General features: G+C 65.2%; 16 protein-coding genes. 8 read left to right on the forward strand and 8 right to left on the reverse strand.

The window, feature by feature from the left end; translation table 11 throughout:
- Positions 1-12 precede the first annotated feature (12 nt).
- Positions 13-546: a hypoxanthine phosphoribosyltransferase gene (gene hpt, locus L2I41_RS09610; protein ID WP_237153329.1), complete on the forward strand. Its 534-nt coding sequence runs from the start codon at positions 13-15 to the stop codon at positions 544-546.
- A gap of 83 nt (positions 547-629) precedes the next feature.
- Entirely contained in the window at positions 630-1,025 is a 396-nt protein-coding gene (locus L2I41_RS09615) for a response regulator (RefSeq protein WP_237153330.1), read from the forward strand.
- Positions 1,026-1,041: 16 nt separating this feature from the next.
- On the opposite strand, the gene L2I41_RS09620 is transcribed toward L2I41_RS09615, so the two are convergent.
- The 4 genes from L2I41_RS09620 to L2I41_RS09635 all read right to left on the reverse strand — a co-directional run bounded on the left by L2I41_RS09620 (position 1,042) and on the right by L2I41_RS09635 (position 3,352).
- Positions 1,042-1,620, reverse strand: a complete 579-nt coding sequence (locus L2I41_RS09620; RefSeq protein WP_237153331.1) for a cob(I)yrinic acid a,c-diamide adenosyltransferase — start codon at positions 1,618-1,620, stop codon at positions 1,042-1,044.
- 37 nt (positions 1,621-1,657) lie between these two features.
- A complete protein-coding gene (locus tag L2I41_RS09625) occupies positions 1,658-1,849 on the reverse strand; it encodes a twin transmembrane helix small protein (RefSeq protein ID WP_237153332.1) in 192 nt (63 codons plus the stop codon).
- A gap of 165 nt (positions 1,850-2,014) precedes the next feature.
- The gene (locus L2I41_RS09630) at positions 2,015-2,680 is read right to left on the reverse strand and encodes an alpha/beta hydrolase (RefSeq protein WP_237153333.1); all 666 of its coding nucleotides are present in this window, start codon (positions 2,678-2,680) and stop codon (positions 2,015-2,017) included.
- Positions 2,681-2,704: 24 nt separating this feature from the next.
- Entirely contained in the window at positions 2,705-3,352 is a 648-nt protein-coding gene (locus L2I41_RS09635; RefSeq protein ID WP_237153334.1) for a DNA-3-methyladenine glycosylase family protein, read from the reverse strand.
- A gap of 91 nt (positions 3,353-3,443) precedes the next feature.
- Here L2I41_RS09635 and gluQRS point away from each other — a divergent pair, with 91 nt between their 5' ends.
- From gluQRS to metW, 4 genes are all read left to right on the forward strand, one after another.
- Positions 3,444-4,331 carry a tRNA glutamyl-Q(34) synthetase GluQRS gene (gene gluQRS / locus L2I41_RS09640; RefSeq protein WP_237153335.1) on the forward strand — a complete coding sequence of 296 codons (888 nt, stop codon included), beginning with the start codon at positions 3,444-3,446 and terminating at the stop codon, positions 4,329-4,331.
- Between the two features lie 183 nt (positions 4,332-4,514).
- Positions 4,515-4,946: a hypothetical protein gene (locus L2I41_RS09645; RefSeq protein WP_237153336.1), complete on the forward strand. Its 432-nt coding sequence runs from the start codon at positions 4,515-4,517 to the stop codon at positions 4,944-4,946.
- A 125-nt stretch (positions 4,947-5,071) separates the two neighbouring features.
- On the forward strand, positions 5,072-6,292 hold the full coding sequence (metX, locus tag L2I41_RS09650) for a homoserine O-acetyltransferase MetX (protein ID WP_237153337.1): 1,221 nt from the start codon (positions 5,072-5,074) through the stop codon (positions 6,290-6,292).
- The gene (gene metW, locus L2I41_RS09655; RefSeq protein WP_237153338.1) at positions 6,289-6,921 is read left to right on the forward strand and encodes a methionine biosynthesis protein MetW; all 633 of its coding nucleotides are present in this window, start codon (positions 6,289-6,291) and stop codon (positions 6,919-6,921) included. The genes metX and metW overlap by 4 nt, the downstream gene beginning before the upstream one ends.
- Here metW and L2I41_RS09660 read toward each other — a convergent pair.
- Positions 6,881-7,666: a class I SAM-dependent methyltransferase gene (locus L2I41_RS09660; protein ID WP_237153339.1), complete on the reverse strand. Its 786-nt coding sequence runs from the start codon at positions 7,664-7,666 to the stop codon at positions 6,881-6,883. The two genes, metW and L2I41_RS09660, sit on opposite strands and share 41 nt — an antisense overlap.
- Positions 7,667-7,756: 90 nt before the next feature.
- Between L2I41_RS09660 and gloB the strand changes: the two genes are divergently transcribed.
- On the forward strand, positions 7,757-8,527 hold the full coding sequence (gene gloB, locus L2I41_RS09665; protein WP_237153340.1) for a hydroxyacylglutathione hydrolase: 771 nt from the start codon (positions 7,757-7,759) through the stop codon (positions 8,525-8,527).
- Here gloB and yddG read toward each other — a convergent pair.
- The gene (gene yddG, locus L2I41_RS09670) at positions 8,502-9,389 is read right to left on the reverse strand and encodes an aromatic amino acid exporter YddG (RefSeq protein WP_444875207.1); all 888 of its coding nucleotides are present in this window, start codon (positions 9,387-9,389) and stop codon (positions 8,502-8,504) included. The genes gloB and yddG overlap by 26 nt on opposite strands.
- A 205-nt stretch (positions 9,390-9,594) precedes the next feature.
- Here yddG and L2I41_RS09675 point away from each other — a divergent pair, with 205 nt between their 5' ends.
- Complete coding sequence (locus L2I41_RS09675; protein ID WP_237153342.1) at positions 9,595-11,673, forward strand: bifunctional diguanylate cyclase/phosphodiesterase; 2,079 nt, start codon at positions 9,595-9,597, stop codon at positions 11,671-11,673.
- Between the two features lie 16 nt (positions 11,674-11,689).
- On the opposite strand, the gene L2I41_RS09680 is transcribed toward L2I41_RS09675, so the two are convergent.
- A complete protein-coding gene (locus tag L2I41_RS09680) occupies positions 11,690-12,454 on the reverse strand; it encodes a glycerophosphodiester phosphodiesterase family protein (RefSeq protein WP_237153343.1) in 765 nt (254 codons plus the stop codon).
- Between the two features lie 87 nt (positions 12,455-12,541).
- Entirely contained in the window at positions 12,542-13,099 is a 558-nt protein-coding gene (locus L2I41_RS09685) for an HNH endonuclease (protein WP_237153344.1), read from the reverse strand.
- Positions 13,100-13,174 lie beyond the last annotated feature (75 nt).

Consider the following 13,174-nt stretch of genomic DNA (forward strand, 5'->3'; position numbering starts at 1 on the left):
CAAGGATATGTGATGCCGGCGAAAAAAGTGGACGTGCTGTTTTCGGAAGACGTGATTTCCGAGCGCATCAATGCCTTGGCGACGGATATCGCCACCTGGGCGCCCAAGGATCTGATGGTCATCGCCATCCTCAAGGGCAGCTTCATGTTTGCCGCGGATCTGCTGCGCGCCCTGCATCGCGAGGGCCTGGAGCCGCAGGTGGAGTTCATGATGCTCTCGAGCTACGGCACGGGCACCACCTCCTCGGGCATCGTCAAGATCGTCCGCGACATCGACACCGACGTCGCCGGCCGCTCGGTGCTGATCGTCGACGACATCCTGGAATCGGGCCGCACGCTGGCCTTTGCCAAGCGCCTGACCGAGGAACGCGGCGCCAGCAACGTAAAGATCGCCGTGCTGCTCGACAAGCCGGGCAAGCGCAAGGCGGCCATCGAGGCGGATCTGGTGGGCTTCGAATGCGCCGACGTCTTCGTTGTCGGCTATGGCATGGATGCTGCACACGCCTATCGGCAGCTGCCGTTTGTCGGTGTCGTGCGCGAAGGCTAACCTGCCTTTAATCATGCCGATCTATTGGGGTTTGATAAAAGCTGGCTCATAATGGGCGGCGCAAACACGGTGGAGACAAGGCAATGGCGCGCATTCTTCTGACCGAGGACGACGAATCGGTTCGCGCCTTCGTCAAGAGAGCGCTGGAGCTCGACGGCCATGACGTCACGGCCGCCGAGGACGGCGGCATGGCGCTCGAGATCCTGCAGGAGCGCCGCGCCGACTTCGACCTCTTGCTGTCCGACATCATGATGCCGGTGATGGACGGCATTGCCCTGGCGCTTGCCACCGCCCGCGACTGGCCCGATCTCACCATCCTCCTGATGACCGGCTTTGCCGACCAGCGCGAGCGCGCCCATGGTCTCGACGCGCTCGTCCATGACGTCATCCCCAAGCCCTTCACGCTGAGTGAGATCCGCCGGGCCGTTGCCAGTGCGCTGGCGGCCACCGACGAGACCTCCATGCTGCGCTCTGCCTGAACGGCGCCCCTTCGCCTCAGCGCGTCTGCCCGGGCACCCAGAGCACGTCCCCCGCTCCTTGGGCATTGACCCAGCGGCTCGCCACGAACAGGAAGTCCGACAGGCGGTTGAGATAGCGGACCGCATCCGGGTTGACCCGCTCGCCGGCAAGCGAGGCCAGTTCCACCGCGTCGCGCTCGGCGCGCCGGCAAACGGTGCGGGCCAGATGCAGGCAGGCTGCCGCCGGAGCGCCGCCGGGCAGCACGAAGGATTTGAGCGGTTCGAGATCGGCGTTGAGGAGATCGATCTCCTCTTCGAGCCGCTCCACCTGCGCGGCCACGATGCGCAAGGGCTCCCACTTGGGCGGCTCATCGCTTTCCGGCAAGGACAGGTCGCCGCCGAGATCGAACAGATCGTTCTGGATGCGCCCGAGCATCCCATCGAGGTCCGGCATCGCCGCCGTATGCAGGCGCACCAGACCGATGGTCGCATTTGTCTCGTCAACCGTGCCGTAGCAGGCCACGCGCAGATCATATTTCGGCCGGCGCTCGCCCGAGGAGAGCCCCGTCGTACCGTCGTCGCCCGTGCGGGTATAGATGCGGTTGAGACGAACCATCAGTCTTGTCCTTCCACCTGACGCCTGTCGACCAAGCTCACTTGTTCATCAGCCACAGCGTGATCATGATGATCACCACCGCGACGAACTGCAAGCCGACACGCCAGCGCATCAGCATCTGCGACCGGGTTGCCGGGCCGCGACGCAGCATGTTGGCCAACCCCAAGAGCAACACGATGGCGACGGCCGCAAGGGCGACCGGCACCAGATAAAGCATGAAAGTCGTCATGGTCCCTCCTCCTCGACGACACTAGAACATCCGCCGATCCTGTTGAACCAACATGATCGGAAAGCGGCTGCTCGAACTTTTGAATCCGGAGCGATTTCCTTTCGATCAGGTAAGTCCACCTGATCGGAAAGCGCTCCGGGCTGCGTCGGCCGCAGCCTCAATGCGTCATGGCGATCGCGGCAGGGCGATGTCAAGGGCACCCCCGATCGCCTCGAGGCCGAGCACCAGACCGGCATGGTCGATGCCATGACCGAGACCGGGCCGCAGATGCAGCCGCACGGGAATGCCGGCAGCCTCCAGCGCCTTGGCGGCGCTCTCGCTGCTGCGCACCGGCAGCACCTGATCATGCGTGCCATGCACCAGGGTGATGGCCGGCTTGCCGGTGGCCTCGTGCAGGTGGTCGGCACCGGCGAGATAGCCCGAATAGCCGACGATCGCCGCCGGCGGCACCGGCCGGCGCAATCCCACATGCAGCGCCATCATCGTGCCCTGGCTGAAGCCGACGAGAACCAGGCGATCGCCCGTCAGGCCATGGCGCGCCAGTTCGGCATCGAGAAACGCATCGAGCGACGGACGCGCGTCGAGCACCCCGTCCCAACGCTCCTCGTCGTCGCGCAAGGTGAGCGGAAACCACTGCCGCCCCATGGGGGCCATGCCGCAAGGCTGCGGCGCATGCGGCGAGACGAAGACCACGCCCGGCAGATAGGGCGCCCAGGATTGACCAATGTCGATGAGATCGTTGCCGTCGGCACCATAGCCGTGCAGGAACACCACGAGCGCCGTCGGGGCGCCGTCTTCGGGCATTATGCGCGGTCCGTCGATTTCAGTCATACAGGCAGCTCCTCGCCGGATGAATCAGGCGGGAAGCGCGGCGCGCCCTTCCCGAACCGCCTTGTAATAGGCCCAAAACAGCTTGGCCGCAACGCCGCGCCAGGGGCTCCAAGCCTCTGATATCCGTCGCATTTCCTTCTCGCTTGGCCGCGTTTCCAGACCGAGCCCTTCCTGTGCGGCGATCTGCAGCGCAAGATCCCCCGCCGGAAAGATGTCCGCATGGCGGGCACAGAACAGCAGGAAAATGTCGGCCGTCCAGCGTCCGACCCCGGGCAGGGCCGTCAGGCGGGCGATGGTGACGTCAGGCGCTTCCCCGGCCAGGCCCTCGAGATCAAGCCCCGCCTGAGCTGCCTCGGCTGCCGCCCGCAAGGTCCGCACCTTGCCGCCCGACAGGCCGCAGGCCCTGAGGTCCGCCTCTTCCATGGCAAGAAACCGTTCCGCCGTCACGCATCCCGTCCCGAGCAGCGCCTCGTAGCGCTGCCAGATGGCCGCGGCGCTGGCCACCGACAGCATCTGGGCCACCACGATGCGCGACAGCCCCTCGAAGCCGGGCGGGCGATAGCGGATTTCGACCGTGCCGGCCACGGCCCGGACGCTCTCAAGGCGCTTGTCGGCCGTCACCAGCCAATCCAGCCCCTCGCGCATGTCGTCGTCACAGAGCAGCAGGCGCATGCAATCCTCCCCGGCTTCCCGATGGTCCCCGCATGCTATATGACCTTGCCCATCGCGCAAACCTGTCAGCAGACTGCCTGCCAATCCCGCCATGGCCGCCGCCCCCGTCTTCCGCTTCGCGCCCTCGCCCAATGGCCCGCTGCATCTCGGCCATGCCCGATCGGCCCTCCTCAATCACGACATGGCCCGCGCCATGGGCGGACGGTTCCGCCTGCGCATCGAGGATGTGGACGGAACCCGAGCCCGCGCGGAGCATGTCGCCTCCATCCTCGCCGACCTCGACTGGCTTGGCCTTGCCTACGAACGTCCGGTGCGCCGACAGTCCGAACACAGCGCCGACTATCGCGCGCAGCTCGACCGCCTCCAGGCCATGGGTCTCGTCTACCCGTCCTTTCTGAGCCGTACCGCAATCAAGGCCGCGGTGGATCGGCTGGAGGCCGCGTCCGGCCAGCCCTGGCCGCGCGATCCCGACGGGGCGCCCGTCTACCCCGGCACCGAGCGCGATCTTGCGCCAACGGTTGCCACCACGCGGATCGCCGCCGGCGAGCCCTTTTCGCTGCGCCTCGACATGGTCGAAGCCCTGAAGCGCGTCGGGCCCCTCACCTGGACCGAATACCCGGATGGATTTGCAGCGCCACCGAAAACCATAGCCGCCGATCCGGCCGCCTGGGGCGACGTGATCCTTGCCGGCAAGTTCACGCCGGCAAGCTATCATCTCGCCGTCGTCACCGACGACGCCATCGAAGGCGTCACCCATGTGGTACGCGGTCACGACCTCTACCCTGCGACTTCCGTGCATCGCCTGTTGCAGACCGTGCTCGACCTGCCCGAACCGGTCTATCACCACCACAGCCTGATCCTTGACACCGACGGTCGCAAGCTGTCCAAGTCCCGCGGTTCGCGCGCCCTTCGCGCCCTCGCCGACGACGGGCTGACACCGGACGATGTGCGCCGTCTTGCCGGTCTCGGCGGCTCCTGATGGCGGCGGATGTTGCACAACATATGCATCCTGCATACAATTGGTAGACTTTTAATCAACCTGAGAAATAATGCGGTCGCCGGCAATTGCCGCCTCTCCCGATCGGCAGGATAATGCGGCACGTAGGATCCGATGAACCCTACGCCGGCCGTGGTCCCCATCTCGGGGGATCGGAGGTGCCCCATGCGCGTTGCACGATCAGCCCTGCTCCTCGGTCTCCTCTTCGCGAGCCCCGCGTTCGCCGGCGAGTTCGACGCGCCGCCGCTGCGCGAATGCGGCCCCACCTCGGACTCCAGTTGCGCCTATGAGCGGCAGGTGCTCGCCGACCAATGGCCGAAGGCGCTCGGCGGTGACTATCAGTCCCAGCGCAACATCGCCTTCTGCCTGTCCGACGGCTGCTATGACGCCATGCAGGTGGACAAGGTGGCCGCCTGTGCCTGGCGCATGGTGATCGTCGCCAGCGGCGATCCCTCCGTCGAGCGCGGCGATCTCGACAATTACGTCAGCGCCTGCCGCATGGGCCTGTCGACCGACGAACAGCAGGCCGCCAGAACGACGGCCGAGCGCATGTTCATCCTGATCTACGCTCGCCGCCTGCCGCAGTTCAACGAGTGAGCGCGGCGGTGATGACCGCGGTCCGGCTTTGCCCCGACGGCGTTTTTCCCCGTTTGGCTTGACATTGCCCGTCGGCGCTTCATAGCTTGCCGCCCCACCGACATGCGGAAGGCCGGACACCGTTCATGCAGGATACCCTCGAAACCGACACCGACGCGCAGGAAAACCTGCGCCAGCGCGAGGCCGATCATCCCACTAGCCTCGTCATGCGGTTCGGCATGGAGTCCCCTCTGCAGCTAGACGGCGGTGCGTCGATCGCCCCCTGGCAGATCGCCTACCAGACCTACGGCACGCTCAACGCCGACAAGACCAACGCCATCCTGGTCTGCCATGCCCTCACTGGCGACCAGCATGTGGCGAGCGTCAATCCGGTGACCGGCAAGCCCGGCTGGTGGAGCCAGATGGTCGGCCCCGGCAACCCCATCGACACCGAACGCTTCTTCGTCATCTGCTCCAACGTGCTCGGCGGCTGTCTCGGCACCACCGGACCGGCGTCGACCAATCCGGCGACCGGCAAGCCCTATGGCCTCGACCTGCCCGTCGTCACCATCCCCGACATGGTGCGCGCCCAGGCCGCGCTGGTCAGCGCGCTCGGCATCGACCGACTGTTCGCCGTGATCGGCGGCTCCATGGGCGGCATGCAGGTGCTGCAATGGGCCTCGGCCTATCCCGACCGGGTGTTCTCCTGCGTCGCCATCGCCACCAGCTATCGCCATTCCTCGCAGAACATCGCCTTCCACGAAGTGGGGCGTCAGGCGGTGATGGCCGATCCCGACTGGCTCGCCGGCCATTACCTCGACGACGGTCGCAATCCGCGCAAGGGCCTCGCCGTGGCCCGCATGGCCGCGCATATCACCTACATGTCCGAGCAGTCGCTGCACCAGAAGTTCGGCCGCAACCTGCAGGATCGCGAGCGCCTGACCTTCGGCTTCGACGCCGACTTCCAGATCGAAAGCTACCTGCGCCACCAGGGCATGACCTTCGTCGATCGCTTCGACGCCAACTCCTACCTCTATGTCACGCGCGCCATGGACTATTTCGACCTGGCAGCCGCTCACGGCGGCGTGTTGGCCAACGCCTTCCGCGCCTCCAAGACGCGCTTCTGCCTGATCTCCTTCACCTCGGACTGGCTGTTCCCCACCTCGGAAAGCCGCGCCGTGGTGCATGCGCTCAATGCCTCGGGCGCCTCGGTCTCCTTCGTGGAAATCGACAGCGACCGCGGCCATGACAGCTTCCTGCTCGACATCCCCGAACAATATCGCATCATCAGGGGCTTCCTGACGGGCGCCGCGCGCAGTGCCGGCATCCCGGGCCCGACACCGTTCAGCGAGGAGAGCGCGCGATGACCGACCTTCTCGATCCCATCCTGTCCGACGTTCGCGTCGACCTGAAAGAAATCGCCGCCCTGGTGGAACCGGGTTCGCGTGTCCTCGACATCGGCTGCGGCGACGGCGATCTCCTGGAACTGCTGACCCGCACCCGCGACGTCGACGGCCGGGGCATCGAACTCAGCCAGCGCGGTGTGAACGACGCCGTGGCGCGTGGCCTCTCCGTGATCCAGGGCGACGCCGACAGCGATCTCTACCAATATCCCGACCAGAGCTTCGATTACGTCATCCTCAGCCAGACCATCCAGGCGACGCGCAACACCAAGCTGGTGCTGCAGGAGATGCTGCGGATCGGTCGGCGGGTGATCGTGTCGCTGCCCAACTTCGGCCACTACGACGTCCGCCTGCAGCTGATGCTGCGCGGCCGTATGCCCGTGTCCAAGCGCCTGCCCTACTCTTGGTACGACACGCCGAACATCCACTTCTGCACCATCCGCGATTTCGTGGAACTATCGCAGGAGGTGGGCGCCACGGTGGAAAAGGCGCTGGCCTTCAACGGCGCCGCCAAGAAGCTGCCCTTCAACGCGCCCTGGTGGGTGTGGAACCTCATCGCCACGCAGGCGGTGTTCCTGCTGTCGGGACGTTGATGCCCTCCCGGTGCGGCGTCGGCAGCGGCGCCGGCAGCAGAACCGGCCGGATCGGCTCGGCCACCTTCAGGCGGCGGATGTTGGGAATGCCCTGGTAGAGATGCTTGGTCGCCTCCACCATGATCACGCCGGCAAAGGCCGGCCACAGCCGTGCGCCCACCTTCTCCCAGCGCGCGCCTGACTTCAGGAAGCGCTGGCGCGGCACCGGCATCATGTAGAGCGCCTCATCCCAGCCATTCGGCGAAAACATGGTCTGGCGCAACAGGTTGGTGAGCTGCCGCCGCGAATAGGGGCGACCGTAGCCGAAGGGCGAGGTATCCACCCGCGCCCACAAGCCGCGCCGGTTGGGCACGATCGCCAGCATGCGGCCGCCGGGCGACAGCACCCGCCAGATCTCCTTCAGCATGCCCTCGGGATCGTTGACCATCTCGAGCGCATGCACCAGCACCACCCGGTCGACCGACGCGTCCGGCAGCGGCAGCATGTCCTCGACCACAAGCGACACCGCATTCGGTCCACCGGTCGGCCAGTTCACCGCCCCCTGCGTCGAGGGCATGAAGGCGATCACCCGTTCGGCTTCGCCCGAGAACTGGCCGATATAGGGCGTCGCAAAGCCGATGCCGAGAACGCGATCGCCCGACACCTGCGGCCAGATCTTGCGCACATGCCCCGCCAGGATCGGCTGCACCACCCGCCCAAGCTCACCGGAATAGAAGTCTCTGAGGTCGACAACATCTAGGAACATGGCTCAGGTGATCAGCTTTCCGATTGGCAGACGGACCCGTCAGCCCCATATTGGACGACAATCGTGCCGAAGCAATGGGATTGCCCAAAAATGTCCGCCATCGAAATCGTCACCGTTCCCTGTCTCTCGGACAACTACGCCTATCTGCTGCACGACACGCAGAGCGGGGCCACAGCCGTGATCGATGCGCCCGAGGCCGCCCCCATCCTCGCCGAACTCGAGCAACGCGGTTGGCGGCTCGACCACATCCTGATCACCCACCATCACGCCGACCATATCCAGGGTGTCGCCGACATCCTCGCCCGCCACAAGGCCTCGGTCACCGGCGCCGCCATCGATCGGCATCGGCTGCCCCCGCTCGATCGCGCCCTCGCCGACGGCGACTGCTTCACCGTCGGCACCGTCACGGGGCGCATGTGGGAAACGCCGGGCCACACGCTCGGCCACGTCGTCTATTACTTCGAGGCGGCAGGCGCCGTCTTCACCGCCGACACGCTGTTCGCCCTCGGTTGCGGCCGGCTGTTCGAGGGAACGGCCGCGCAGATGTGGCAGTCGCTCAGTCGGCTCGCCAGCTTGCCTGAGGACACGCGCGTCTATTGCGGCCACGAGTACACCGCGTCGAACGCCCGCTTCGCCCTGACCATCGAACCCTTCAATGCCGAGCTTGCCGAACGCGCCAAGTCGATCACGCTGTTGCGCGCAGAAGGGCGACCGACGGTGCCCACCACCATCGGCGAAGAGAAGGCCACCAACCCCTTCCTGCGCGCGGGCAACGAGAGCATGTCCGCGCGGCTCGGCCTGACCGACGCCACGCCGGATCAGGTCTTTGCCGAAATCAGGCGGCGGAAGGACGTCTTTTGAACAGCATGTCCTTGGCGGCGATCAGCGCGCCGACGGTCACCAGCAGGCTGGCAAGCGCTGTGACCGTGTTCAGCGTGCCGTAACCGGTTGCCGCCAGCAGCAAGGTGGAGAGCACCGGCGCCGCATAGGCCGCCGCGCCCAGCACCTGGATGTCGCCATTCTTGATGCCATAGTCCCAGACGAAGAAGGCGAGCCCCACCGGGAAGATGCCGAGCAGCGCCACCATGGTCCATTCGGTCGCCCCCTGCGGCAACACGGTGGTTTCAAACAAGAAATGCGCCGCAAGACTGAGCAGCGCCGTCAGCAGGCAGAAGCCGCTGACCGCCTCGGTCGGCACCTTGGCCATGCCGCGCGAGATCACCGAATAGCTCGACCAGGTGAGCGCCGACGCGATGGCCGCGCCATAGCCGAAGGCGTAACCGCTGTCGATCGACAGCACGCCGCGCGAGGCGATCAGCAAGGCAGCCCCGGCAAAGCCGACCGCGACACCGATGAGATGATGCGGCCGCAACCGCTCGCCCGGCAGCAGGCCCGACATCAGCACGATCAGCAAGGGCCAAAGATAGTTGATCAGATTGGCTTCCAGCGCCGGCGCATTGCGCAGGGCCGTGAAGTAGAGCGCATGGAAGCCGAACAGGCCGCCCGTTCCCACGATCCAGACCTTGAGCGGCTGGCGCAAAAGGCCGATCCGGCCGGAAGCGGCGAGCCAAGACACAGACAATCCGCCGGAAATACCGAAGCACAAGGCATTCAGCAGGAAAGGGGGGACATGCCCCGATCCCGCAGTGAAGACCCCGAGCAGCGCCCACATCAAAATGGCGAGCATTCCCAAGGCGGTTGCAGCTTTGCTACCAAATTGCAAGATCTCATCCCCTATAATGCGCTCTCAGCGGACCGGCTTCGTCTCCCATTAACGAAGTGGGACGTATGTGGATAGCCACATGTGATGAGGATATCAGGTGCTTTCGGCTCGAAACAGGTGGGGGGAGTTTGTCTTTGGGGTGGCCCTCCCGGCCGCCCTGACCGTATTTGCGACAATTTCTGTCATCTACCTCGCATTGAACCGCATGGCGACCGAGGTCAATGAAGTTGATTCCGCCCATCTTCATCGCTCGGTCGAAGTCCTGAAATCCGAGATCTTGAACCAGCTCGGCAACTCGGTCAGCGACTATGCCGTCTGGGACGAGGCGGCCAAGGCCTTCTACGGCCCCATCGACCGATCCTTCGCCGAGAGCAACCTGAAGGCGAGCAGTGCCACAGGGATTCTGTTCGATGCGGCAGTCGTCTTTGATGAGACCGGCCAACTGCAGATCGGCTATCGCAATGGCAGCGACATTACTCCGAATCAGCCCTTCATCGATCCCAAGGACGTCCTCGCCCTGATTGCCCTCCAGACCCGGCAACCGGACGAAGCAGCCACCGCCTTTGTCGACTCCACCACCGGGCCTGTGCTGGCGGCGCTCAGAACCGTGCTCACCAACTCTGGAGAAGCCCCCGAGGGCGTCAAGCCCCGCTACCTCCTGGTGACGCAGACACTCAAGCAGCAGCGGCTCGCAGCCCTCGCCGCCCTGTTCGGCGTGGAACAGTTGTCGCTGGTGAACGGCGAAAGCAGCTCCAAGGGCAACTCCATCGACATCGTCTCGCCGTCCGGCCAGACCATTGGCGCGCTGGCCTGGACCAAGGCAGATCCGGGCAGCCTCGCCTTCAATCGGGCCAAGGAACCGCTCTATGTGGTCCTCGGCCTACTGATGCTGGTGATCGGCTTTCTGGTGCTCACCATCTGGAAGATCCTCGCCGCCATGCAGCGCGGCGAGGATGACGCCCGCCGCGACGCCAACCATGACCCGCTGTCGGGCCTGCCCAATCGCGCCTCCTTCAACAAGGCGCTGGAGAGCATGGCGCAAAAGTCGGGCCTGTCCATCCTGACCGTGATGTTCGTCGATCTCGATGGCTTCAAGGAGGTGAACGACACCTTCGGTCACGAGGTTGGCGACCGCCTGATCAAGACCGTGGCGGCAGGCTTCCATTGCCTGGTCAACGGCAAGGGCATTCTCGCCCGTCTGGGCGGCGATGAGTTCGCCCTGGCCCTGCTCGGCCAGGACTCCCTGTCGGAAGCAACCGAACTTGGAACGCGCATGATCGAGTTCCTCGCCGAACCCTTCGATTTCGAGGGGCGCATGGTGAAGGTCGGCAGTTCCATCGGCGTTGCCTCCACCTATGACGGCCCCCTGTCCAACATCGAACTCATCCGACAGGCCGACGTCGCCATGTACGCGGCCAAGGCCGCCGGCAAGAACCGGGTAACGCTCTACGACGCCAACATGGACGCGGACCGCAAGCATCGGGCCGAACTTGAGCTGGCCTTGCGCGAAGCCCTCGACCGCAACGAACTGCAAGTGCATTTCCAGCCCACGCTGCGCGCCTCCGACAACCGGATCGTCGCCGTCGAGGCCCTGCTCCGCTGGATCCGTCCGGGCGTGGGACCGGTCAGCCCGGCCATTTTCCTGCCTGTCGCAGAAGAAGCCGGCATGACCGATGCGCTCGGCACCTGGGTGCTGCGCCGCGCCCTGCGCGAAGGCAAGGCCTTTGGCGACTGCCGCATCGCCGTCAACATCTTCAGCGCCCAGTTCCGCAACCCGCTGTTCAACGACCAGCTGGCCGCGCTGCTGAAGGAAGAGGACTTCCCCGCCAATCGTCTTGAGCTCGACATCAACGAGAGCTATCTCGTCGCCTATCCCGAGCGAGCCCAGCGCGTGATCTCGATGCTGCATGATCTCGGGGTCCACGTGGCGCTCGATGACTTTGGCACCGGCTTCTCGTCGATCGGCTACCTGCGCCGCTTCGCCTTCGATCGCGTCAAGATCGACCGGTCCGTGGTCATCGACGTGGCGACGGACCCAGCCTCGCAACAATTCGTCGAGTCTACCGTTGCCCTCGCCGATACCCTCGGCGTCGAAGTCACCGCCGAGGGCATCGAACGGCCTGACGAAGCCCAGGCGCTCCGTAAGGCCGGCTGTCACGAGCTGCAGGGCTTCCATTTCGGGCCGCCCACCGTCAGCGAGGAAATCCTCCGCCGCCTCAAGCAGCAGGATGCCCGCCTCGCGCGGCAGCCGGCGGACGATCGCAAGCTGGCCGTCGGCGGCTAACCCTATCGGGAGAGGGTCAGACCGCCAGATCCGGAATGTCGGTGATCAGCGTTTGCGCCCCGCCGGCAATCAGCTGGCGTCCTCGTGTCAGATCGTTGACCACGGCCAGCCCGTATTCGATGCCGCTCGCAGACACGCGCGCCTCGGCATCGGCGTCAAAGAGATCGACGATGCAGTGCAGCAGCTGGCAGCGGGTCTCCTCGAGGAGGGCACGGGGATCGCGCGGCGGCACGCAGACGGCAAAGCAGCGCGGCACCTCCGGCATCAGCCGCGCCGCGGCATGGATCGACCGGATCGAGAAGCTCGACACGAACAGCCGACCACGCGAGGCGGGCCAGATGTCCTTGAGCTGCGCCAGTGCCACTTCCGCCGTCTCCACATCGTCGCCGGCCGTCGGCTTCAGCTCCAGCTGCAAGCCGAGGTCGAGCTCCAGCACGGTCTCCAGGAGTTCGCGCAAGGTCGGGATCTGGATCCCGGCAAACTCCGGGCCGAAATGCGCCCGCGCGTCCAGCCGGCGAATGTCCTCGAAGCCGAGACCGGCCACAAAGCCCTTGCCATTGGTGGTGCGGTCGACCTTGTCATCGTGAATGATCACCGGCTGGCGATCGGCCGTCAGCTTGACGTCCACTTCCACCCAGCTCGCCCCGGCAGCGGCCGCGGCCCGGATGGCGGCAAGGGTGTTTTCCGGCGCCACACGCGGCGCGCCGCGATGGGCAATGACGCGGGTATCCACAACAACCGACGGCCTGGCGGTGTTACCGCCACCCAACTCTGAACGCATGCTTGATCCTGCCATTCGACAAAGGGAATGGCAGCGCTATAGGAGCCCTTCGTGACAGCGCGATCACAGACCCGCTCACCGTGAAAATTACGGATCGAGTTCGGCGTCCCAGTAGAGGAAGTCGAGCCAGCTGTCGTGCAGGTAATTCGGCGGGAACAGCCGGCCGTTATTGTGCAGATCCTGCACCGACGGCGCAAAGGGATGGCTGTGCAGCGTCATGCCCACTTCCATCACCGTCTTGCTGCCCTTGCGCAGATTGCACGGCGAGCAGGCGGTTATCACGTTCTCCCAGGTGGTCTGGCCGCCCTTGGAGCGCGGGATCAGGTGATCGAAGGTCAGGTCATCCTTCGAACCGCAATACTGGCACTGGAAGCGATCGCGCAGGAACACGTTGAACCGGGTGAAGGCTGGATGCCGCGACGGCTTGATGAAGGTCTTGAGAGACACCACCGACGGCAGGCGGAACTCGAAGCTCGGGCTGCGCACCAGCACGTCATATTCCGAGACGATGTTCACACGGTCAAGAAAGACGGCCTTGATCGCGTCCTGCCACGACCAAAGCGACAACGGATAGTAGCTCAGCGGACGATAATCCGCATTCAATACCAGCGCCGGGTGTGCGTCCGGCGAGACGGCTATCGTCACCTTACGCTCTCCATAACCGGAGCGGCGGCCGTTCCGCCACGCCGTATGGACGATACTGTACGCCCATCATGTCGG

The sequence above is a fragment of the Oryzibacter oryziterrae genome, from assembly GCF_021864535.1.
In the GTDB taxonomy this organism is placed as follows: Bacteria; Pseudomonadota; Alphaproteobacteria; order Rhizobiales; family Pleomorphomonadaceae; genus Pleomorphomonas; species Pleomorphomonas oryziterrae.

Bases quoted from the DNA above. Each gene is read 5' to 3' on its own strand.
- hpt (WP_237153329.1), top strand. From the start codon at position 13: ATGCCGGCGAAAAAAGTGGACGTGCTGTTTTCGGAAGACGTGATTTCC.
- L2I41_RS09615 (WP_237153330.1), top strand. From the start codon at position 630: ATGGCGCGCATTCTTCTGACCGAGGACGACGAATCGGTTCGCGCCTTC.
- L2I41_RS09620 (WP_237153331.1), bottom strand. From the start codon at position 1,620: ATGGTTCGTCTCAACCGCATCTATACCCGCACGGGCGACGACGGTACG.
- L2I41_RS09625 (WP_237153332.1), bottom strand. From the start codon at position 1,849: ATGACGACTTTCATGCTTTATCTGGTGCCGGTCGCCCTTGCGGCCGTC.
- L2I41_RS09630 (WP_237153333.1), bottom strand. From the start codon at position 2,680: ATGACTGAAATCGACGGACCGCGCATAATGCCCGAAGACGGCGCCCCG.
- L2I41_RS09635 (WP_237153334.1), bottom strand. From the start codon at position 3,352: ATGCGCCTGCTGCTCTGTGACGACGACATGCGCGAGGGGCTGGATTGG.
- gluQRS (WP_237153335.1), top strand. From the start codon at position 3,444: ATGGCCGCCGCCCCCGTCTTCCGCTTCGCGCCCTCGCCCAATGGCCCG.
- L2I41_RS09645 (WP_237153336.1), top strand. From the start codon at position 4,515: ATGCGCGTTGCACGATCAGCCCTGCTCCTCGGTCTCCTCTTCGCGAGC.
- metX (WP_237153337.1), top strand. From the start codon at position 5,072: ATGCAGGATACCCTCGAAACCGACACCGACGCGCAGGAAAACCTGCGC.
- metW (WP_237153338.1), top strand. From the start codon at position 6,289: ATGACCGACCTTCTCGATCCCATCCTGTCCGACGTTCGCGTCGACCTG.
- L2I41_RS09660 (WP_237153339.1), bottom strand. From the start codon at position 7,666: ATGTTCCTAGATGTTGTCGACCTCAGAGACTTCTATTCCGGTGAGCTT.
- gloB (WP_237153340.1), top strand. From the start codon at position 7,757: ATGTCCGCCATCGAAATCGTCACCGTTCCCTGTCTCTCGGACAACTAC.
- L2I41_RS09675 (WP_237153342.1), top strand. From the start codon at position 9,595: ATGGCGACCGAGGTCAATGAAGTTGATTCCGCCCATCTTCATCGCTCG.
- L2I41_RS09680 (WP_237153343.1), bottom strand. From the start codon at position 12,454: ATGCGTTCAGAGTTGGGTGGCGGTAACACCGCCAGGCCGTCGGTTGTT.